Origin of the sequence: Variovorax sp. PAMC28562, assembly GCF_014303735.1 — a bacterium.
In the GTDB taxonomy this organism is placed as follows: Bacteria; Pseudomonadota; Gammaproteobacteria; order Burkholderiales; family Burkholderiaceae_C; genus Variovorax.
Genome location: NZ_CP060296.1, coordinates 4317786 through 4337196, shown reverse-complemented (window position 1 = coordinate 4337196; position 19411 = coordinate 4317786). Strand labels below are relative to the sequence as shown.

The 19411-nt window shown below is 63.7% G+C and carries 16 protein-coding genes; 12 read left to right on the top strand and 4 right to left on the bottom strand.

Going from position 1 to position 19411, the window contains the following annotated elements; all coding sequences use genetic code 11:
- Positions 1-30 precede the first annotated feature (30 nt).
- The gene (locus H7F36_RS20305) at positions 31-768 is read left to right on the top strand and encodes an SDR family oxidoreductase (protein ID WP_187052470.1); all 738 of its coding nucleotides are present in this window, start codon (positions 31-33) and stop codon (positions 766-768) included.
- A gap of 5 nt (positions 769-773) precedes the next feature.
- On the opposite strand, the gene H7F36_RS20300 is transcribed toward H7F36_RS20305, so the two are convergent.
- The gene (locus H7F36_RS20300; protein ID WP_261802417.1) at positions 774-1595 is read right to left on the bottom strand and encodes an alpha/beta hydrolase; all 822 of its coding nucleotides are present in this window, start codon (positions 1593-1595) and stop codon (positions 774-776) included.
- Positions 1596-1605: 10 nt separating this feature from the next.
- A complete protein-coding gene (locus H7F36_RS20295) occupies positions 1606-3246 on the bottom strand; it encodes a 4-hydroxyphenylacetate 3-hydroxylase family protein (RefSeq protein WP_187052469.1) in 1641 nt (546 codons plus the stop codon).
- Positions 3247-3377: 131 nt separating this feature from the next.
- Here H7F36_RS20295 and H7F36_RS20290 point away from each other — a divergent pair, with 131 nt between their 5' ends.
- From H7F36_RS20290 to H7F36_RS20255, 8 genes are all read left to right on the top strand, one after another.
- Positions 3378-4025: a TetR/AcrR family transcriptional regulator gene (locus H7F36_RS20290; protein WP_187052468.1), complete on the top strand. Its 648-nt coding sequence runs from the start codon at positions 3378-3380 to the stop codon at positions 4023-4025.
- Positions 4026-4049: 24 nt separating this feature from the next.
- The gene (locus tag H7F36_RS20285) at positions 4050-4661 is read left to right on the top strand and encodes an isochorismatase family protein (RefSeq protein ID WP_187052467.1); all 612 of its coding nucleotides are present in this window, start codon (positions 4050-4052) and stop codon (positions 4659-4661) included.
- A gap of 92 nt (positions 4662-4753) precedes the next feature.
- Positions 4754-6664 carry a propionate--CoA ligase gene (locus H7F36_RS20280; RefSeq protein ID WP_187052466.1) on the top strand — a complete coding sequence of 637 codons (1911 nt, stop codon included), beginning with the start codon at positions 4754-4756 and terminating at the stop codon, positions 6662-6664.
- Positions 6665-6829: 165 nt separating this feature from the next.
- Positions 6830-9706 carry a 2-oxoglutarate dehydrogenase E1 component gene (locus tag H7F36_RS20275; protein ID WP_187052465.1) on the top strand — a complete coding sequence of 959 codons (2877 nt, stop codon included), beginning with the start codon at positions 6830-6832 and terminating at the stop codon, positions 9704-9706.
- A 19-nt stretch (positions 9707-9725) separates the two neighbouring features.
- The gene (odhB, locus tag H7F36_RS20270) at positions 9726-11003 is read left to right on the top strand and encodes a 2-oxoglutarate dehydrogenase complex dihydrolipoyllysine-residue succinyltransferase (protein ID WP_187052464.1); all 1278 of its coding nucleotides are present in this window, start codon (positions 9726-9728) and stop codon (positions 11001-11003) included.
- Between the two features lie 14 nt (positions 11004-11017).
- Entirely contained in the window at positions 11018-12451 is a 1434-nt protein-coding gene (gene lpdA, locus H7F36_RS20265; protein WP_187052463.1) for a dihydrolipoyl dehydrogenase, read from the top strand.
- Positions 12452-12455: 4 nt separating this feature from the next.
- Positions 12456-13553, top strand: a complete 1098-nt coding sequence (gene zapE / locus H7F36_RS20260) for a cell division protein ZapE (protein ID WP_187052462.1) — start codon at positions 12456-12458, stop codon at positions 13551-13553.
- Positions 13550-14209, top strand: coding sequence for a hypothetical protein (locus H7F36_RS20255; protein WP_187052461.1), 660 nt, complete (start codon positions 13550-13552; stop codon positions 14207-14209). The genes zapE and H7F36_RS20255 overlap by 4 nt, the downstream gene beginning before the upstream one ends.
- Before the next feature lie 57 nt (positions 14210-14266).
- Here the strand turns inward: H7F36_RS20255 and H7F36_RS20250 are convergent, their stop codons facing one another.
- Entirely contained in the window at positions 14267-15031 is a 765-nt protein-coding gene (locus H7F36_RS20250; RefSeq protein ID WP_187052460.1) for a PP2C family protein-serine/threonine phosphatase, read from the bottom strand.
- Positions 15032-15119: 88 nt separating this feature from the next.
- Here H7F36_RS20250 and H7F36_RS20245 point away from each other — a divergent pair, with 88 nt between their 5' ends.
- Together H7F36_RS20245 and H7F36_RS20240 are read left to right on the top strand one after the other, a co-directional pair.
- Complete coding sequence (locus H7F36_RS20245; RefSeq protein WP_187052459.1) at positions 15120-15326, top strand: DUF465 domain-containing protein; 207 nt, start codon at positions 15120-15122, stop codon at positions 15324-15326.
- Positions 15326-17401, top strand: coding sequence for an ATP-dependent DNA helicase (locus H7F36_RS20240; protein WP_410003051.1), 2076 nt, complete (start codon positions 15326-15328; stop codon positions 17399-17401). The genes H7F36_RS20245 and H7F36_RS20240 overlap by 1 nt, the downstream gene beginning before the upstream one ends.
- Before the next feature lie 61 nt (positions 17402-17462).
- Here H7F36_RS20240 and H7F36_RS20235 read toward each other — a convergent pair whose 3' ends face one another.
- Positions 17463-18272 (bottom strand): outer membrane protein assembly factor BamD, encoded by an 810-nt coding sequence (locus H7F36_RS20235; RefSeq protein WP_187052458.1) that lies wholly within the window; start codon positions 18270-18272, stop codon positions 17463-17465.
- Between the two features lie 23 nt (positions 18273-18295).
- On the opposite strand from H7F36_RS20235, the gene H7F36_RS20230 reads away from it, so the two are divergent.
- The gene (locus tag H7F36_RS20230) at positions 18296-19339 is read left to right on the top strand and encodes an RluA family pseudouridine synthase (protein ID WP_410003094.1); all 1044 of its coding nucleotides are present in this window, start codon (positions 18296-18298) and stop codon (positions 19337-19339) included.
- The last annotated feature ends 72 nt before the right edge of the window (positions 19340-19411 follow it).

Here is a 19411-nt window from a genome sequence, read left to right as displayed (position 1 = left end):
GCACCGCACAGGTATGGAAAGGACATCTACATGTCAGGCATCAAGGACAAGGTCATTGTGATTACGGGCGCCAGCAGCGGCATCGGCGAAGCAACCGCGCTGCTGCTGGCAGCGCGTGGGGCGAAGCTCGTACTTGCAGCGCGGGGCATTGAAAGGCTGGCGGCGCTTTCCGCGCGCATCGAGAGCGCCGGTGGCAAAGCGATCCATGCGCAAGTCGACGTCGCTCGACGGGAGGACGTGTCGCGCATCGTCGAGATGGCGATCTCGCATTTCGGAAGGCTCGACGTGCTGGTCAACAACGCGGGGATCGGTCCTATATCACCGCTCGACGACCTGCGCGTCGACGACTGGGACGCCATGATCGACATCAACATCAAGGGCGTGCTCTATGGCATCGCGGCCGCCTTGCCCACCTTTCGCAAGCAGGGGGCAGGTCACTTCGTCAACGTCGCGTCCACGGCGGCGCACCGCATCGTCCCAGGCATGGCGGTCTATGCGGGCACCAAGTTCGCGGTGCGAGCGATCTCGGAAGGTTTGCGGCAAGAAGCGGGCACTGCGTTGCGGGTAACGGTGATCTCGCCGGGCATGACCCGCACCGGCTTCGCGGATTCCATGACGAGCCCGGAGCTGAAAGCCCAGACGCAGTCCACGATGGAAAAGCTGGGGATACCGCCGGGTGCAATTGCCCGTGCCATCGCATTCGCGATAGAGCAGCCTGCCGATGTCGATGTCGGCGAGATCATTGTCCGGCCGACGGCGCAAAGTTAGTTGCCTCAGCCATTGCAACTCGGCAGCGGCAGCGTCGGCAGCACCGCGCGCCAGAGCCGCGTCCATTCTGGCCAGTCGTGCCCGCCTGCAGTGGTGAACACACGCTCCGGCGGCAAGGCGGCCGCGAGCAGTCGATGGCTGAAGGCGAACCGATCGTCGAGGCCATAGCCCAGGTAGAGCGGCGGGTGATCGACCGGCAGCGGCCGGCGCGCGTAAGCCTTCAGCCATTGCCACAGTGCCGTCTCCCGCTGCGCTCTTTCGCCGCCGGCTCGGTCGTCGCCGACGGGGTCGGTGAGCGGCCCTTGCCATCGCACGAGTCCGCCGGCGTTGGCGACATCCAAGCTCTGCACGCGATCGCCGAGATAGGGCGCCAACACGACCAGCCCCGTCACGTCGACCGGATGTGCGTTGGCATAGATCAGCCCACCCAGCCCTCCGATGGAAATGCCGACGATCCATATCGCCTTGTAGCCCCGCGCCCGCGCAGGTGCGATCACGTCTTGCTGCAGGCGCTCGATGACGGCGCCCTTGTTGTAGTAACCCAGGTGCGCATCGACGCGCACGATGTCGACAGCGAGTTGCCGCTCCCGCACCGCGCTCACGAAGTTCTCACGCACGAACTCGTCGGGATGCGAATAGGCGCCGGGCAACATGATCAGCAAGGTGTCGGCGCGTGCCGTGCAGGTGCTCTTGTCGACGAAGGTGTCGATCGGCGCCTTGGCCGGGCGCAGGCCGGTGCAGCCTGACGCAAGCAAGGAAGCCAGCGCTGCCGCCGCCGCCAACGCCGCGAGCCTCGAACCGCGGCGCCCATGGACGAAAGATGGCATCCGTTGTTGCCTAGACCGGGGACGGCGTTGTCGGCGGCAGTCGCACTGACCGCGGTGCCGGCAGATCGACCATGACGGCTTGTCCCGGCGTCGTGCAGCCGGTGTCGCAGCATTTGCCGGGTTGCCGGTTCTTCGTGATGGCGCGGTCCGGGTCGTGTGCTACGCCGCGATCGAGCAACCTCTCGACCAGTTCGACCTTGGAGCCGATGGGGTAGTTGCGATAGATCTCCTGCTTCATCGCGGCCGGTGAGCCGCCGCCGTGCAGGCTGATCACGCTGTACCAACCCCCTTGATAGCCGGCAGTCAGGTCTTCGATAAAGCGTGCGGTTTCGATGCGCTGTTCGTATGGCACGTCGGGACTGGCGCGCAGCACCTCCGACAGGCGTGCCGCAGTCTCCGGGTTGTGGTCTTCGTCAGGTCCGGGCAGCGTGACGATCAGTCCACCGCTCACGTAGTGCGCGATGCGGTGCATGTCGTAAATTTTGGTGGCCAGCAGCAGTTTGCCGATGTTGCTGAACACCGGGTCGGGCATGAAGATGTTGCAGTGCTCGTCGGCCTTGCCGTACACGCTGGCCGCCACGCCGCAGGCAAAAAAGCTCTCGGTGATGGTGATGAGTTCGACCATCTGCTCGCGCAGGTGCGTCTCCTTGCCGGGGTCGAAGCCATTGGCCTCGCACATCAGCGCGCCGGCGCCGATCAGCAAATCGCCGAAGCCGGCGCGCGCACCGATGCAGCTGTGGCGGTGATGGGTGGCGTAACTGTAGGTCAGGTGGCCGGTGTGCTCCCACTCGCCGGCATAGAACACGTTGTCCCATGGCACGAAGACGCGATCGAACATACACACGCCGGTGCTCTGGCCGAATTTGCGGCTGAACAGCGCATCGCCATGCTCGAGCTTTTCGCCTGGCCGACCGGCCGGGCGTGCCACGATGGTCAAGCCCGGTGCGTCGAGCGGCACGGCGCAGCACACCGCGAAATCCGCGTCTTCGCGGCTCATGTTGCGGCATGGCATGACCAGCAGTTCGTGCACGTAGGGCGCGCCGGTCACGATGGCCTTGGTGCCCGAGATCACGATGCCGCGCACGCCGTTGCGCAGCGCATTGCGCTCGACGATGTGCAGGTAGCTGTCGATGTTCGATTGTTCGTGCGGGCGCTTGCTGCGGTCGCCTTTGGCGTCGGTCATCGCGACGCCGAGCGTCAAATCCTGGTCCTGGATGCGGTGCAGATACTCGGTAAATCGGGCGGTGTTCTCGGTCGTGCCGCGCGCGTCGTCGATGCGGGCCGACACTTGGCCAATCGCGTTCAGCGCATCGTGCGTCAGGTAGCGCTGCGCGCAGCCGGTTTCCTGGCAGACGAGCCGCACGGCTTCGAGCTTGTTGAGCAGGTCACCCGAGCCGGTATTGATGTGCGACAGGCGATTTACTCGCTTGCCGCTGGAGTGCTGAATGGCCGTCATCAGCGACTCGTACTGCGGCTTCAACGCGTAGTCGTAAGTCAGCGCGATGGCATTGATGCCGGGCTGGAATGCGGCTTCGTCGGCCACGCTCTCGACGCGGCGTCCGTCGACGAATACGGTGGGCTTGTAGCGCCGCAACGAGTCGCGATATTCGTCGCCGGACATCAGGTTGGCGACGGGAAGGGCAGCATTCATGGTCTCTCCAGTTGCTTGAAGGTTGTGAAAGCTCAAAGACTTTCTCGATCGTGAATTTGAACACTGTTCAATTTTTTGTTCAACTGCTCGAATAGATGAAGGCGTGTGCAGGGTGGCGCTATATTCGAAGCATGCATGCCAAGCTCCAGCGTCAGCAAACACTCACCGACGCACGCCGGGCACTGGTGCTCGATGCTGCGCGTTCGGTGTTCTCCGAAGCGGGCATTGAAGGCGCCAGCATTCGCGAGATCGCCAAGCGCGCCGGCTACACCCCCGGCGCTATCTACTCGTACTTCGAGAGCAAGGAGGCGGTGTATGCCGCATTGCTCGACGAGTCGTTGACGCGGCTGCAAGCGGTTGTCGCCGATGCGCGCGTGTTCAAAGCGAAACCGGAGAAGACGCTGTTGTCCAAGGCGCTGGCCTGGTTCGATTTCTATGCCGCAAACCCACGTGACCTGGACCTGGGCTTCTACCTGGTGCACGGCATGCGCCCGCGCGGCCTCACCAGCGAGCTCGATCACGAGTTAAACGACCGCCTCTACGACGCCCTGCGCCCATGCGAGGACGCATTGCTGGCAATGGGTCTGGATGCGAGGCGCGCACTTCAAGAGAACACCGCACTTTTTGCGCAAGGCGTCGGCCTGCTGCTGATGCAGCACACCGGGCGCATCCGGATGTTTCGCCAGTCCGCAGAACTGCTGTTTAAAACCTACGTGGCACAACTGGTTGCCCGGTGCGTGGTGGCAGACCGGCGCGATCAGATCGGTGGTACGGTTTAGCTTCACTTTCACTAAGACCCGCCCATGCTGCTCGATGCCTCGCTTTCCCAACTTGTGCTGGTCGATTACCAGGCGCGACTCATGCCGGCGATATTCGAGTCGGAAGCGGTCGCCAAGAACGCTGTTCGACTAGGCAAGATGGCGCAACTGGTCGAAGTCCCCGTTTGGGGCACCGAGCAGAACCCGTCGAAGCTCGGCGAGAACCTGCCGGACATCCGCGCGTTGTGTCAGCGCACACTGGCCAAAATGCATTTCAGCGGTGTCGAAGAAGGGCTGGGCGACTGGTTGCGGCCGACCGAACCGCAACCTCAGGCGCAACGCGGCAATGCACGCAGCCTGCCCAAACACCTGCAGAAACCGGCAGCGCCGGTCGACGAGCGCGGCACCATCGTTATCGCCGGTTGCGAGGCGCACGTTTGCTTGCTGCAAACAGCGCTCGACTTGCTCGAAGACGAGTTCGAAGTGTGGGTCGTCACCGATGCCTGCAGCTCGCGCACCGAGCGCAACCGCGATGCCGCCTTCGACCGCCTGGCTGGTGCCGGAGCGGAACTCGTCACGACGGAGATGGTCGGATTCGAGTGGCTGCGCACGGCGGAGCATCCGGCCTTTCGCGACTTGCAGGCACTGATTCGCTAGGTCCCGGCGATCTCTGCAGATTGCGGGAACGCAAGTCGAAAGCTTTGTCCAGGTCGGCCTTGCGATACAGAACTTGAAGGAGACAAAACCAGATGAGCCGCTACGAGGATTTCCACGCCCGTTCCATCGAAGATCCTGACGGTTTCTGGGCCGAGCAAGCCCAGTTGATCGACTGGCAGACGCCGCCTAAGCAGATCCTCGATGCGAGCAACCCACCGTTCGCCAACTGGTTCGTCGGCGGTACGACCAACCTGTGCCACAACGCGGTCGATCGGCATCTGGCGACGCGTGGCGATCAGGCTGCATTGATCTTCGTCTCTACCGAAACGGGCGTCGAAAAGACTTTCAGCTTCAACGAGCTGCACGCTGAAGTGCAGCGCACCGCCGCCAGCCTGATGGCGCTGGGCGTCGGCAAGGGCGACCGCGTCCTGATCTACATGCCGATGATTCCGGAAGCGGCATTCGCGATGTTGGCCTGCGCCCGCATCGGCGCCGTCCATTGCGTGGTGTTCGGTGGCTTTGCCAGCGGTTCCCTGGCCACGCGAATCGAGGACGCCGAGCCGAAGGTCGTGATAAGCGCCGACGCCGGTTCGCGTGGCAGCAAGGTGGTGCCGTACAAGCCGCTGCTCGACGAAGCGATTCGCCTGTCGAAGTACAAGCCGGCCGCCGTGCTGTTGACCGACCGCGGTTTGGCGCCGATGGAGCTTGTCGCGGGGCGCGATCACCTGGACAGCGACATGGCGGCCTCGCACCGAGATGCGGTGGTGCCGTGCGCCTGGCTGGCGTCGACCGACATCAGCTACACCATCTACACCAGCGGCACCACCGGCAAACCCAAAGGCGTGCAGCGCGACACCGGCGGCTATGCCGTGGCGCTGGCCGCCAGCATGAAGCACATCTTCGACGGCCGTGCCGGCGAAACGTATTTCTCGACCAGCGACATCGGCTGGGTCGTCGGCCATAGCTACATCGTCTACGGCCCACTCATCGCCGGCATGGCGACGATCCTGTATGAAGGCCTGCCCACGCAGGGCATCGACCAGCAGCCCGACGGCGGCATCTGGTGGCGGCTGGTTGAAAAATACAAGGTGACGGTGATGTTCAGCGCGCCCACCGCTGTGCGTGTGCTCAAGAAGCAAGACCCGGCGCTGCTGAAAAGGTACGACCTTTCCAGCCTGCGCGCGCTGTTCCTGGCTGGCGAGCCGCTCGATGAGCCCACGGCCCGCTGGATCAGCGACGGCCTTGGCGTGCCCATCATCGACAACTACTGGCAAACCGAATCGGGCTGGCCGATCATCACGATCGCCAATGGCGTCGAGGCCAAGCCGAGCAAGTTCGGCAGCCCCGGAGTGCCGATGTATGGCTACAAAGTCAAGATCCTGCACGAGTCGACCGGCGAAGAGCTCACCGCGCCCAACGAGAAGGGCGTGGTCGTCATCGAAAGCCCGACGCCGCCCGGCTTCATGCAGACCATCTGGAAGGACGACGCGCGCTTCGTGCAGACGTACTGGAAGAGCGTGCCGGGCAAGCTGGTTTATTCGACCTTCGACTGGGGCATTCGGGATGCCGACGGCTACTTCTTTATCCTCGGTCGCACCGACGACGTGATCAACGTGGCCGGGCATCGGCTCGGTACACGCGAGATCGAAGAAAGCATTTCGGGGCACGCCAACGTGGCCGAGGTGGCGGTGGTGGGCGTCGCCGATGCGCTCAAAGGCCAAGTCGCGATGGCCTTCGTCGTGCCGAAGGCAGGCGATGCGGTGACCGATGCCGATGTGGCACTGAAGCTCGAAGGCGAGATCATGAAGAGGGTGGCCGACCAGCTCGGCGCGCTGGCGCGACCATCGCGCGTCCGCTTCGTCACCGGGCTGCCCAAGACGCGCAGCGGCAAATTGCTGCGCCGGGCCATCCAGGCGGTGTGCGAAGGCCGCGACCCCGGCGACCTGACGACCATCGACGACCCGGCCACGCTGCAAAAGATCAAGCAACTCATCGTCGCCTGAGGGTCGCTTTGGCGCAAACGGGTGTCACATGGTCGTAGTGGCACAATGTCAGGGTACTCAGGCCCTTCCCCAGCCACAGTCGCATCCGCCAATCGGTCAAGCCGTGTCGCGGAAGGTTTCTTAACCAGCTAGTGCTTCCTTCAGGGAAGCGAAGGTCAGCGGATCATGAGCGATTCTTCGACGCCCTCGGCATATCAAGCCTATCAAGGCAACACCTATCTTTTCGGCGGCAATGCGCCCTATGTCGAAGAGATGTACGAAAACTACCTCTCCAATCCAGGCAGCGTGCCCGACAACTGGCGTTCGTATTTCGACGCCTTGCAGCACGTGCCAGCAGCCGATGGCAGCAACGCTAAGGACGTGGCGCACCTCCCGGTCGTCAACGCTTTTGCCGAACGCGCCAAGCAGGGCACGACCCGCGTGGTGCAGGCCAGCGGTGCCGACTCCGAACTCGGTCGCAAGCGCACAGCGGTGCAGCAGCTCATCGCCGCGTACCGCAATGTCGGCGCACGCTGGGCCGACCTCGATCCGCTCAAGCGCACCGAGCGCCCGGCCATTCCGGAACTCGAGCCGTCGTTCTACGGCTTTGCCGACGCCGACCTCGAAACGGTTTTCAACACCAGCAACACATTTTTCGGCAAAGACACCATGTCTTTGCGCGACCTGCTCAACGCCTTGCGTGAAACGTACTGCGGCACCATCGGCGCCGAGTACATGTACACGACCGACCAGAACCACAAGCGCTGGTGGCAACAGAAGCTCGAGAGCGCGCGCACCAACCCGCAGCTGACGGTCGAGCAGAAGAAGCACGTGCTGAATCGCCTGACCGCGGCCGAAGGCCTCGAACGTTTCTTGCACACCAAATACGTCGGTCAAAAGCGTTTTTCGCTGGAAGGCGGCGAGAGCTTCATCGTCTCGATGGACGAGCTGATCAACCAGGCCGGCGTGCAGGGCGTGCAGGAAATCGTCATCGGCATGGCGCACCGTGGCCGCCTCAACGTGCTGGTCAATTCGCTTGGCAAGATGCCGGCCGACTTGTTCGCCGAGTTCGACCACACCGCTCCTGAAGAACTGACCAGCGGCGACGTCAAGTACCACCAGGGCTTCAGCTCGGACGTGACCACGCCCGGCGGCCCGGTCCATTTGAGTCTGGCCTTCAATCCGTCGCACCTCGAAATCGTGAATCCGGTGGTCGAAGGCTCGGTGCGCGCCCGCATGGACCGTCGCGGCGATCCGCTCGGCAAGCAGGTGCTGCCGATCATCGTGCACGGCGACGCCGCTTTTGCCGGCCAGGGTGTCGTGATGGAAACGCTGGCGCTCGCTGAAACACGCGGCTATCACACCGGCGGTACGGTGCATATCGTCATCAACAACCAGATCGGTTTCACCACCAGCGACCCGCGCGACAGCCGCTCGACGCTGTATTGCTCGGACATCGTCAAGATGATCGAAGCGCCGGTGTTGCACGTGAACGGCGACGACCCTGAAGCCGTGGTGCTGGCGACCCAGTTCGCGCTGGACTTCCGCATGGAGTTCCAGAAGGACGTCGTGGTCGACATCATCTGTTTCCGCAAGCTGGGCCACAACGAGCAGGACACGCCGTCGCTCACCCAGCCGCTGATGTACAAGAAGATCGCCCAGCATCCCGGCACGCGGAAGCTCTACGCCGACCGCCTCGCCGCGCAAGGGCTCGGAGCAACCCTCGGCGACGACATGGTGAAGGCGCAGCGCGCCGCTTTCGACGAAGGCAAGAACACGGTCGACCCGGTGTTGACCAACTTCAAGAGCAAATACGCTGTCGACTGGAGTCCTTACCTCAACAAGAAGTGGACCGACGCCGGCGACACCGCCATTCCGAGTTCGGAATGGAAGCGCCTTGCGGAGAAGATTACGACCGTGCCAGCCGGCTTCACCGTGCATCCGCTGGTGAAGAAGGTGCTGGACGACCGCGCAGCCATGGGTCGCGGCGACATGAATGTCGACTGGGGCATGGGCGAGCACATGGCCTTTGCTTCGCTGGTGGCGAGCGGTTATCCGATTCGGCTTTCGGGCGAAGACTCGGGCCGCGGCACCTTCACGCACCGTCATGCCGTGCTGCACGACCAGAACCGCGAAAAGTTCGACGTCGGCACCTACACGCCGCTGCAGAACGTGGCCGAGAACCAGGCCCCGTTCCTCGTGATCGACTCGATCCTGTCCGAAGAAGCCGTGCTGGCTTTCGAGTACGGCTATGCGTCGAACGACCCCAATACCTTCGTGATCTGGGAAGCGCAGTTCGGCGACTTCGCCAATGGCGCCCAGGTGGTGATCGACCAGTTCATCGCTTCCGGCGAAGTGAAGTGGGGTCGCGTCAACGGCATCACGCTGATGCTGCCGCACGGCTACGAAGGCCAGGGTCCGGAGCACAGTTCGGCGCGCCTCGAACGCTTCATGCAGCTGTCGGCCGACACCAACATGCAAGTGGTGCAGCCCACCACTGCCAGCCAGATTTTCCACATCCTGCGTCGTCAGATGGTGCGCAACTTGCGCAAGCCGCTGATCATCATGACGCCCAAGTCGCTGCTGCGTAACAAGGACGCGACCTCGCCCTTGTCCGAGTTCACCAAGGGCGCTTTCCAGACGGTCATCCCCGACAGTCGCGACCTCAAGGCCGACAAGGTCAAGCGCGTGATCGCATGTTCTGGCAAGGTGTACTACGACCTGGCCAAGAAGCGCGAAGAGCGGGGTGCCGACGACGTCGCGATCATCCGCGTCGAACAGCTGTATCCGTTCCCGCACAAGGCTTTCGGCACCGAGCTGAAGAAGTACCCCAATCTTGCCGATGTGGTGTGGGCGCAGGACGAGCCGCAAAACCAGGGCGCATGGTTCTTTGTGCAGCACTATATCCACGAGAACATGCACGAGGGTCAGAAGCTCGGCTACTCCGGTCGTGCCGCTTCGGCGTCGCCGGCGGTCGGCTACTCGCACCTCCATCAGGAACAACAAAAAGCGCTTGTCGACGGCGCGTTCGGCAAGCTCAAGGGCTTCGTGCTGACCAAATAACTAGAACCGAAAATTCAAAATGTCCATCGTAGAAGTCAAAGTCCCCCAGCTGTCCGAATCGGTGTCTGAAGCCACCATGCTCACCTGGAAGAAAAAAGCCGGTGATGCCGTTGCCGTCGATGAAATCCTGATCGAGATCGAGACCGACAAGGTCGTGCTCGAAGTGCCCGCGCCGTCGGCGGGCGTGCTGGTGGAAATCTTGCAACCCGATGGCGCCACCGTCCTCGCAGAGCAATTGATCGCGCGGATCGACACCGAAGGCAAGGCAGGCGCCGCGGCTGCTGCGCCTGAGGCCGCGCCCGCTCCGGCGGTTGCTGCACCGGCGCCTGCCGCTGCAACAGCCGCCGTGACGGGCGGCCCGAAGTCCGATGTCGCCATGCCAGCCGCAGCAAAGTTGCTGGCCGACAACAACCTGAAGACCAGCGACGTGGCCGGCTCCGGCAAGGACGGCCGCGTTACCAAGGGCGACGTGCTCGGCGCCGTCGCCTCGGGTGCCACCGCTGCCAAGGCGCAGGCACCCGCCGCCGCTCCGGCCCCCGCCGCCAAGCCGTTGCTGACGCAAGTCGCTTCGCCCACTGCCGCGCCTGACCTGGGCGACCGCCCGGAGCAGCGCGTGCCGATGAGCCGCCTGCGCGCCCGCATCGCCGAGCGCTTGCTGCAATCGCAATCGACCAACGCCATCTTGACGACCTTCAACGAAGTCAACATGGCCCCGGTCATGGAGATGCGCAAGAAGTTCCAGGATGCGTTCAGCAAGGAGCACGGCGTCAAGATCGGCTTCATGAGCTTCTTCGTGAAGGCGGCAGTGCACGCGCTCAAGAAGTACCCGGTCATCAACGCGTCGGTCGACGGCAACGACATCCTTTACCACGGCTACTTCGACATCGGTATCGCCGTCGGTTCGCCGCGCGGTCTGGTGGTGCCGATCTTGCGCAACGCCGACCAGATGAGCTTTGCCGACATCGAGAAGAAGATCGCCGAGTACGGCCAGAAGGCCAAGGACGGCAAGCTGGGCATCGAAGAAATGACCGGTGGCACCTTCTCGATCAGCAACGGAGGCACCTTCGGTTCCATGCTGTCGACGCCCATCATCAACCCGCCGCAGTCGGCCATCCTGGGCGTACACGCCACCAAGGACCGCGCGGTGGTCGAGAACGGGCAGATCGTCATCCGCCCAATGAACTACCTCGCCATGAGCTACGACCACCGCATCATCGACGGCCGTGAAGCCGTGCTGGGCCTGGTCGCCATGAAGGAAGCGCTGGAAGATCCATCGCGCCTCTTGTTCGACATCTGAGGGCGAAGACACAGATGGCAAACAAACAATTCGACGTGATCGTCATCGGCGGCGGCCCTGGTGGCTACATCGCTGCCATCCGTGCGGCGCAGCTCGGCTTAAATGTCGCGTGCGTCGACGAGTGGAAGAACGCGAACGGTGGTCCTGCGTTGGGTGGCACCTGCACCAACGTCGGCTGCATTCCCTCGAAGGCATTGCTGCAGTCTTCGGAGCACTACGAGCAGGCCGGTCATACCTTTGCCGACCATGGCATCAACGTGTCGGGCCTCTCGCTCGACATCGGCAAGATGATGGCCCGCAAGGACCACGTCGTGAAGCAGAACAACGACGGCATCACGTACCTGTTCAAGAAGAACAAGATCACCTCGTTCCATGGCCGCGCTTCGTTCGTCAAGACGGATAACGTTGGCTATGAGATGAAGGTCGCCGGTGCAGCCGGCGAAGAGACGATCAGCGGCAAGCACATCGTCGTGGCGACGGGCTCCAATGCCCGCGCTCTGCCGGGTGCGCCGTTCGACGAAGAGAACATCTTGTCGAACGACGGCGCCTTGCGTGTCGGCGCGGTGCCGAAGAAGCTGGCGCTGATCGGTGCCGGCGTGATCGGTCTGGAGATGGGTTCCGTCTGGCGCCGCCTGGGTGCCGAAGTCACCGTGCTGGAAGGCCTGCCGACTTTCCTCGGCGCGGTCGACGAGCAGATCGCCAAGGAAGCGAAAAAGGCGTTCGACAAGCAGGGCCTGAAAATCGAACTCGGCGTCAAGGTCGGTGAGATCAAGACTGGCAAGAAAGGCGTCTCCATCGGCTGGACCAACGCCAAGGGCGAAGCGCAGACGCTCGACGTCGACAAGCTGATCATCTCGATCGGCCGCGTCGCCAACACCATCGGCCTCAACCCCGAAGCAGTCGGCCTCAAGCTCGACGAGCGCGGTGCGGTGGTGGTCGACGACGAGTGCAAGACCAACCTGACGAACGTCTGGGCGGTCGGCGACGTCGTGCGCGGCCCGATGCTGGCGCACAAGGCCGAAGAAGAGGGCGTGGCCGTGGCCGAGCGCATTGCCGGCCAGCATGGGCACGTCAACTTCAACACCGTGCCGTGGGTTATCTACACACATCCGGAAATTGCGTGGGTCGGGCAAACCGAGCAACAGCTCAAGGCAGAAGGCCGGGCTTACAAGGCCGGCACCTTCCCGTTCCTGGCGAACGGCCGCGCACGTGCGCTGGGCGACACCACCGGCATGGTCAAGTTCCTTGCGGATGCGACCACCGACGAGATCCTCGGCGTGCACATGGTGGGCCCGCAAGTCAGCGAGCTGATCTCCGAAGCCGTTGTCGCGATGGAGTTCAAGGCGAGCAGCGAAGACATCGCGCGCATCTGCCACGCGCATCCGTCGCTGTCGGAAGCCACGAAGGAAGCGGCGCTGGCGGTCGAAAAACGCACGCTCAACTTCTGATCTCTTGAGCGTCAAGCAGGCTTACGAGGCGGAGCTCGCAAAGCGGGGCTTCCATAGCGACCCGGCGCAACTGCGTGCCGTTGAGGCGCTGGATCGCTGCGTCAACGAGTGGGCCGATTACAAGGCGCAACGCTCGAACGCGCTCAAGAAGTTCATCAACCGGCCGGAGATTCCGCGCGGCGTCTACATGTACGGCGGCGTCGGTCGCGGCAAGTCGTTCTTGATGGACTTGTTCTTCAACGCCGTGCCGCTGCGGCGCAAGACGCGCCTGCACTTTCACGAGTTCATGCGCGAAGTGCACCGCGAGCTGGCCGACCTGCAAGGCACGGTCAACCCGCTGGACGAACTCGGCCTGCGCATGTCCAAGCGCTACAAGCTGATTTGTTTCGACGAGTTCCATGTAGCGGACATCACCGACGCCATGATCCTGCATCGGCTGCTCGCTGCGCTGTTCAATAACGGCGTCGGCTTTGTCACGACTTCCAATTTCAAGCCGGACGACCTGTACCCGAACGGCTTGCACCGCGATCGAATTCTTCCGGCCATCGAATTGTTGAAGGAGCAGCTGGAAGTCATCGGTGTCGACAACGGCACCGACTACCGGACCCGCACCCTGCACCAGTTGCGCATGTACCTCACGCCCAATGGGGCTGCCGCCGATCAGGAAATGCGGGACGCTTTCAATCGGTTGGCGGAAACGCCGGACGACAATCCGGTGCTCCACATCGAGTCGCGCGAAATCCATGCGAGGCGGCGCGCCGGCGGCGTGGTGTGGTTCGACTTCAAGACGTTGTGCGGCGGACCGCGCTCGCAAAACGACTACCTTGAGATCGCAGCGCAGTTCCATACGGTGCTGCTGTCGGACGTGCCGCAGATGTCGGTGAGCCGAGCCTCTGAAGCACGTCGTTTCACCTGGCTGGTCGACGTGTTCTACGATCGACGGGTCAAGCTCATCATGTCGGCACAGGTCGCGCCCGAGGCGTTGTACACCGAAGGCCCGCTGGCGCACGAGTTCCCACGCACGGTCTCGCGGCTCAACGAGATGCAGTCGGCCGAATTTTTAGCGCTCGAGCGGCGCAATGTCGATACCGGGCTCACATGAAGAAGATATTCACCTCGCTTTTGATGGCGGCTGCCGCAGTTGCGTCTTCGCCGCTTTGGGCGCAGTCGGTCGCGACGGCCGGCAACACCGACATGGCGGCAGAGCGCTCACGACTCACTGCCGAGCGCGCCGCTGTCGACAAGAAGTTCGAGGAGGAGCGGTTTGCCTGCTTCAAGAAGTTCGCGGTCGAGGGTTGTCTCGAAGACAGTCGCAGGGGCAAGCGCGGTGCTCTGGACAACATCAAGCGGCAAGAAGCGATCATCAACGATGCCGAGCGCAAGCGTCGCGGTGCTGCCGCCCTTGACCGGCTCGACGACAAGTCTGCACCGCAGCGCGCGCAAGAGGCCGGGGAGCAACGCGACAAAGCACTCAAGTCACAGGCTGACCGCGAGCAACGGGCGGCCGATCACACAACCGGTCGCGAGGCTGCCGTTGCGGGCGAAGCCGCCAAGCGCGAGCAATTCGAGAACAGGCAAAAAGCGAACGCCGAGCATCTCGCGAAGACTGCCAAGTCGCGTGCGCAGGCGCCGGTCGAACAGCAGCAGTTCGACGACAAGGCAAGGAAGGCCGAGGCACACCGTGCCGAGGTCGAGAAGCGCAACGCCGACCGCACCAAGCCGCGCTCGGCATCGCTGCCGTCGCCGCCGCCGCCCTGATCGTCACAAGCCCGAGGCGGGCGCGCCACCTTGGCCGGACCGCAGCCGGCCCGGTGATTACTTCGGCAGAGGCTCGAGCTTGAGTACCGCCAGCGAAAGGTTGTCACCTGTGCCGCGCGCCCGCTTGCGGGCTTCGTTTACCAGCAGTTCGACCGCTTCGCGCGGCGACTGCTCCGACAGCACCGCACCCATTTCTTCCGGGGTGAAGTAGTGCCACAAGCCGTCGCTGCAGGCCATCAGCACGTCGCCGGGTTGCAGTTGCGGAATGAAATGGGTTTCGATCGGCGGCGGCGTGGCCGTCATGCCGAGGCAACCGAGCAGGATGTTGCCCTGCGGGTGAATGTTGGCTTCTTGCTCGGTGATCTCGCCCCGGTCGATCAGCACCTGAACATACGAGTGATCCCGCGTGCGCTTGATAAGCCGGCCGCGCTGGAAGTGATAGATGCGCGAATCGCCCGCATGAATCCATGCACAGTCGCCGTGCGGGTTCATCAAGAACGCGGCCACTGTGCTGTGAGGTTCCTGCTCGCTTGAAAGCGCGGTCAGCTTGATGACGGTATGCGCGTCGTCGAGCAGGCGTCGCAGGATGTTGCCCGGTTCGTCGTGCTCCGGACGGTAGCGCGCAAAGAGCTGGCGCGCCGTCATCATCACCTGGTCGGATGCCTTGCGGCCACCGCTGCGACCGCCCATGCCATCGGCGACGACCCCCAGCACGCAACCCTGCGTACGGGCGTGCGACAGCATCAGAACCTGGTCTTGTTGATACGGCCGGTCGCCCTTGTGGAGACCGGTGGCGGCAGCGAGTCGGAAACCTCGAATCATGGGTGCAGAGGAGATGTGTGGACGTATTATCGGGCGATCATGCACCGCGGCCGCTGGAGCCCGCCTGACCCGGTCCGCATTTACTCCGTTGGACACCAATCTTCACTCCCTTTCTCGCCAGCTGATCGACCTGCGCATCGAGCACGCCGATCTTGACGCCACCATCGATCGCCTCGTCGAGGTAGCGCCGCCGCAGGACGACCTGTTGCTGCGTCGGCTGAAGAAGCGTCGGCTTGCACTGCGCGACAGGATCGACCGCGTCGCTCGGGACATCGCGCCACAAGAGCCTGCCTGATGGGCGCACTCCAGTCGGAGGTGCGCGACGCGTTCGCGCATGACGGTGTGTTGTCGCGTGCCGCCGAACAGTTTCGCGAACGCGACGGGCAAACGCAGATGGCGCTCGCCGTCGCCCGCACCATCGAGCATGGCGGCGTGCTGGTCGTCGAGGCGGGCACCGGTGTCGGCAAGACCTTTTCTTACCTCGTCCCGGCACTGCTGAGCGGTGAGCGTGTGCTGCTGTCGACCGCCACCAAGACGTTGCAAGACCAGTTGTTCGGCCGCGATCTGCCGCGCCTGGTTGAAGCGCTCGGCCTGCCCGTTCGCACGGCTCTTCTTAAAGGGCGCGGCAGCTACGTGTGCCTGCACCGGCTCGATCTGGCGCGGCATGACGCATCGCTGCCCGAGCGCGGCACCGTGCGCACGCTGGCAAAGATCGAGCAGTGGTCCAAGTCGACGCGCACCGGTGATCTTGCCGAGCTACCGGGTCTCGACGAACGTTCGCCTCTCATCCCATTGGTGACGTCGACGCGCGAGAACTGCCTCGGCGCGCAGTGCCCGCAATTCAAACCGTGCCATGTGAACCTGGCGAGGCGCGAGGCGCTTGCAGCCGACGTGGTCGTCATCAACCACCATCTCTTTTTTGCCGATCTCGCGGTGCGCGAATCCGGCATGGCCGAGCTACTGCCGAGCGTGCGGGTGGTGGTGTTCGACGAGGCGCATCAACTCAACGAAATCGGCGTTCAGTTTCTGGGCGCGCAGCTTGGCAGCGGGCAGGCACTCGACTTCTCGCGTGACCTGCTGGCTGCCGGGCTGCAACACGCACGCGGCTTAGTCGACTGGCAGCAACTCGCCGCAGCACTGGAGCGCGGAGCGCGCGAGCTTAGGCTGGTGGTCGGGAAGCAATGGCCAGGGACCAAATTGCGCTGGGCCGGTCCGTCGCCAGACACCGTGCCAGCCGAAGGGTGGCAGGCCGCGCTCGACATGCTGCAGCACGCATTCGAAGATGCTGCCGAGAACCTGGCCACGGTCAGCGAAATCGCGCCCGACTTCGTCCGCTTGCATGACCGCGCTGCGCAGCTTGCCGAGCGGGCTGCACGCTTCGCGACGCCCTGTGCGACCGACTCCGTGCGCTGGCTGGATGTCGGCACACAGCTGCGACTGGTCGAGTCGCCGCTCGACATCGCCGAGGCCATGCGCGGCCGGGTTCTGAAGATCGAGCAGGTTAGCGCCCGAGAAGCCGACGAAGCAATGGATGGCTCCTGTGCTGTGGACAGGGCTGGCGCCCCCCAGCCTAAGGAGGGCGGCGAACGAGGCCGTGCATGGGTCTTTACTTCGGCCACTCTGGGCGACGACCCCAAGCTGCGCTGGTTCACCGAGCCGTGCGGTCTGGAGTCCGCCGAAGTGTTGCGCGTTCAAAGTCCGTTCGACTACGCGCGCCAGGCAGCTCTCTACGTGCCGCGCACTTTTCCGAAGCCGGCCGATCCGGCGCATGGTGCCGAAGTGGCCCGCCTCGCAGCCCGCGGTGCGGCGGCGCTGGGCGGAAGAACGTTGGTACTGACGACGACCCTGCGCGCACTGCGAACCATCGCAGACACGCTGCGGCTCGAACTTGAGCCGATCGATCCGGCGATCCGTCCCGAAGTGTTGGCGCAAGGCGAGTTGCCCAAGCGCGTGCTGATGGAGCGTTTCAGGGAAGGCGCCGGTGCCGGTCGCGCGGGCTGCGTGCTGGTCGCGTCGGCGTCATTCTGGGAGGGTTTCGATGCGCCAGGCGATGTGCTGCAGCTGGTCGTGATCGACAAGCTGCCGTTTCCGCCGCCGAACGATCCACTGGTCGAAGCCCGCTCGCAACGGCTAGAGGCCCAGGGTCGCAACGCCTTCGGCGACTATTCATTGCCCGAGGCGGCCGTGGCGCTCAAACAGGGTGCCGGTCGATTGATCCGGCGCGAATCCGATCGCGGCGTGCTGGTGATCTGCGATGCCCGTCTCGCCACCATGGGCTACGGGCGTCGCCTCGTCGCCGCGCTGCCGCCGATGCGGCGTATCGAAAGCGCTGAAGAGTTCGATGCGGCGTTGACCGAGCTCCGAGCCTAGGTATTCAGGGGCTTGGTGCAGACAGGCCGGCGGCAGTTGGTCTTGGTCCAGTCGATGTGGATTACCAGACCTTCCACCACGGGTCGTCGTTCTTCCGGAACCCCGTCGCCATGAACTCGCTCTTCGGATAATTGGTGGCCAGCACGCGTTGCGCGTCGTCGCGCAGTTCCTTCATGCCGAGGGCCTCGTACGACTTCACCATGATGTAGAGCGCCTCTTCGAGCGCCGGCACCTCGCGGTAGTCAGCCAGTGCCAGCTGTGCACGGTTGATGGCGGCCAGGTAGGCACCGCGCTGGTAGTAGTAGCGGGCTACGTGAACTTCGTATTGCGCGAGCGAGTTCACGATGTAGTTCATGCGCTGGCGGGCGTCGGGTGTGTAGCGTGATGCCGGGAAACGCGTTACCAGTTCCTTGAAGGCCTGGAACGATTCCTTGGCGGCCTTCTGGTCGCGCTCGGACAAGTCTTGACGGGTTGCAAAAGAGAACAGGCCGAGGTCGTCGTTGAAGTTGATCACGCCCTTGAGGTAGAACGCGTAGTCGAGTGCGGGGCTTGCCGGATGGAGCTTGATGAAGCGATCGACGGTGGCGATGGCTGCCGGCCTTTCGCCGGACTTGTATTGCGCGTAGGCCTTGTCCAGTTCTGCTTGCTGCGCTAGCGGGGTGCCCGCGGCGCGGCCCTCGAGCTTTTCGTACAACGGGATGGCCTTGTCGTACGAGCCGCCATCGGCCTCGTCCTTGGCTTCTGAGTAAATCTTGTTTGGGCTCCAGTTGGCGGTCTTGTCTTCTTTGGTGGACGAGCAGCCGGCGACAAGCCACGCTGCGGCGCAAAGCGCGAGCCACGCGGGGACCATCGATAATTTGGCGCGAAACATCACATACGGCTTTCGTGAAACAGTTGCCTTCAATTATATCGACCGACCCCTTCGTCAATCTCCCTAGTGCATCGGCGTCAGAGGAGGGCGGCGACCCGAGCGAGCCAGGCGACCTGGCTGACATCGCCGAAGCGAGCGAATTGCGTGGCTTCACGATCGGCGTCGACGAGCACGGGCAGCGGCTCGATCGAGCTTTGGCAACGCTGGTGCCCGAGTTCTCGCGCAGCTATTTACAGCAAATGATCGACGGCGGACTGGTGACCCTGCAAGGGCGGACGGTGACCAAGACGTCGACGACGGTCCGCGCGGGCCAGGCCGGCCAGATCGAGTTGCGACCGACACCTCAGAGCCAGGCCTTTCGACCCGAGGCGATGGCGATCGACGTCGTGTTCGAAGACGAGCATCTGCGCGTCATCAACAAGCCCGCTGGTTTGGTGGTGCATCCTGCGCCAGGCAACTGGAGCGGCACCCTCTTGAACGGCTTGCTGGCGCTCGATCCCAAAGCGGTTCTACTGCCGCGCGCCGGCATCGTGCACCGGCTCGACAAGGACACGAGCGGCCTGATGATGGTCGCTCGTACGCGCGCCACGATGGATGCGCTGGTCGAGCTGATCGCCGCGCGCGAGGTCAAGCGCCAGTACCTCGCGATGGGGCACAAGCCGTGGGAAGGCGGTGCGGCGCGGCAGGTCGATGCGCCGATCGGACGCGATCCGCGCAACCGTCTCCGGATGGCCATCGTCGATCTGGAACGGCATCCAGGCAAGGCGGCGCGCACGCTGGTCGAGCGGCTCGACAGCAATGCGCATGGCTGCAGCGTGCGTTGCACGTTGGAAACCGGCCGCACACACCAGATCCGCGTGCACATGGCGTCTCTTGGGCATCCGCTGGTGGGCGACACGCTGTATGGCGGCGCGGCAGCAGCGGGGCTTTCGCGGCAGGCATTGCATGCGTTCCGGCTTGCTTTCGTGCACCCGATGACACAGGCGCCGATGTCGTTCAATGCGCCGGTGCCGGCCGATCTGGCCGCAGGCTTGCTAGCCTGGGGGCTGGACTACAATCGTGCCTGACGGCCCTCAGGGCCTCGCCGGGCAATGATCCGGCCCTGCGCTGCCAACGCCCGCGTGCCGGCAGCGCCACTT

Excerpts from the sequence above, each read along its gene's own strand:
- H7F36_RS20300 (WP_261802417.1), bottom strand. The coding sequence starts at position 1,595 with ATGCCATCTTTCGTCCATGGGCGCCGCGGTTCGAGGCTCGCGGCGTTG.
- H7F36_RS20290 (WP_187052468.1), top strand. The coding sequence starts at position 3,378 with ATGCATGCCAAGCTCCAGCGTCAGCAAACACTCACCGACGCACGCCGG.
- H7F36_RS20305 (WP_187052470.1), top strand. The coding sequence starts at position 31 with ATGTCAGGCATCAAGGACAAGGTCATTGTGATTACGGGCGCCAGCAGC.
- H7F36_RS20240 (WP_410003051.1), top strand. The coding sequence starts at position 15,326 with ATGGGCGCACTCCAGTCGGAGGTGCGCGACGCGTTCGCGCATGACGGT.
- H7F36_RS20280 (WP_187052466.1), top strand. The coding sequence starts at position 4,754 with ATGAGCCGCTACGAGGATTTCCACGCCCGTTCCATCGAAGATCCTGAC.
- H7F36_RS20275 (WP_187052465.1), top strand. The coding sequence starts at position 6,830 with ATGAGCGATTCTTCGACGCCCTCGGCATATCAAGCCTATCAAGGCAAC.
- H7F36_RS20255 (WP_187052461.1), top strand. The coding sequence starts at position 13,550 with ATGAAGAAGATATTCACCTCGCTTTTGATGGCGGCTGCCGCAGTTGCG.
- H7F36_RS20235 (WP_187052458.1), bottom strand. The coding sequence starts at position 18,272 with ATGTTTCGCGCCAAATTATCGATGGTCCCCGCGTGGCTCGCGCTTTGC.
- H7F36_RS20250 (WP_187052460.1), bottom strand. The coding sequence starts at position 15,031 with ATGATTCGAGGTTTCCGACTCGCTGCCGCCACCGGTCTCCACAAGGGC.
- H7F36_RS20285 (WP_187052467.1), top strand. The coding sequence starts at position 4,050 with ATGCTGCTCGATGCCTCGCTTTCCCAACTTGTGCTGGTCGATTACCAG.
- lpdA (WP_187052463.1), top strand. The coding sequence starts at position 11,018 with ATGGCAAACAAACAATTCGACGTGATCGTCATCGGCGGCGGCCCTGGT.
- H7F36_RS20295 (WP_187052469.1), bottom strand. The coding sequence starts at position 3,246 with ATGAATGCTGCCCTTCCCGTCGCCAACCTGATGTCCGGCGACGAATAT.
- odhB (WP_187052464.1), top strand. The coding sequence starts at position 9,726 with ATGTCCATCGTAGAAGTCAAAGTCCCCCAGCTGTCCGAATCGGTGTCT.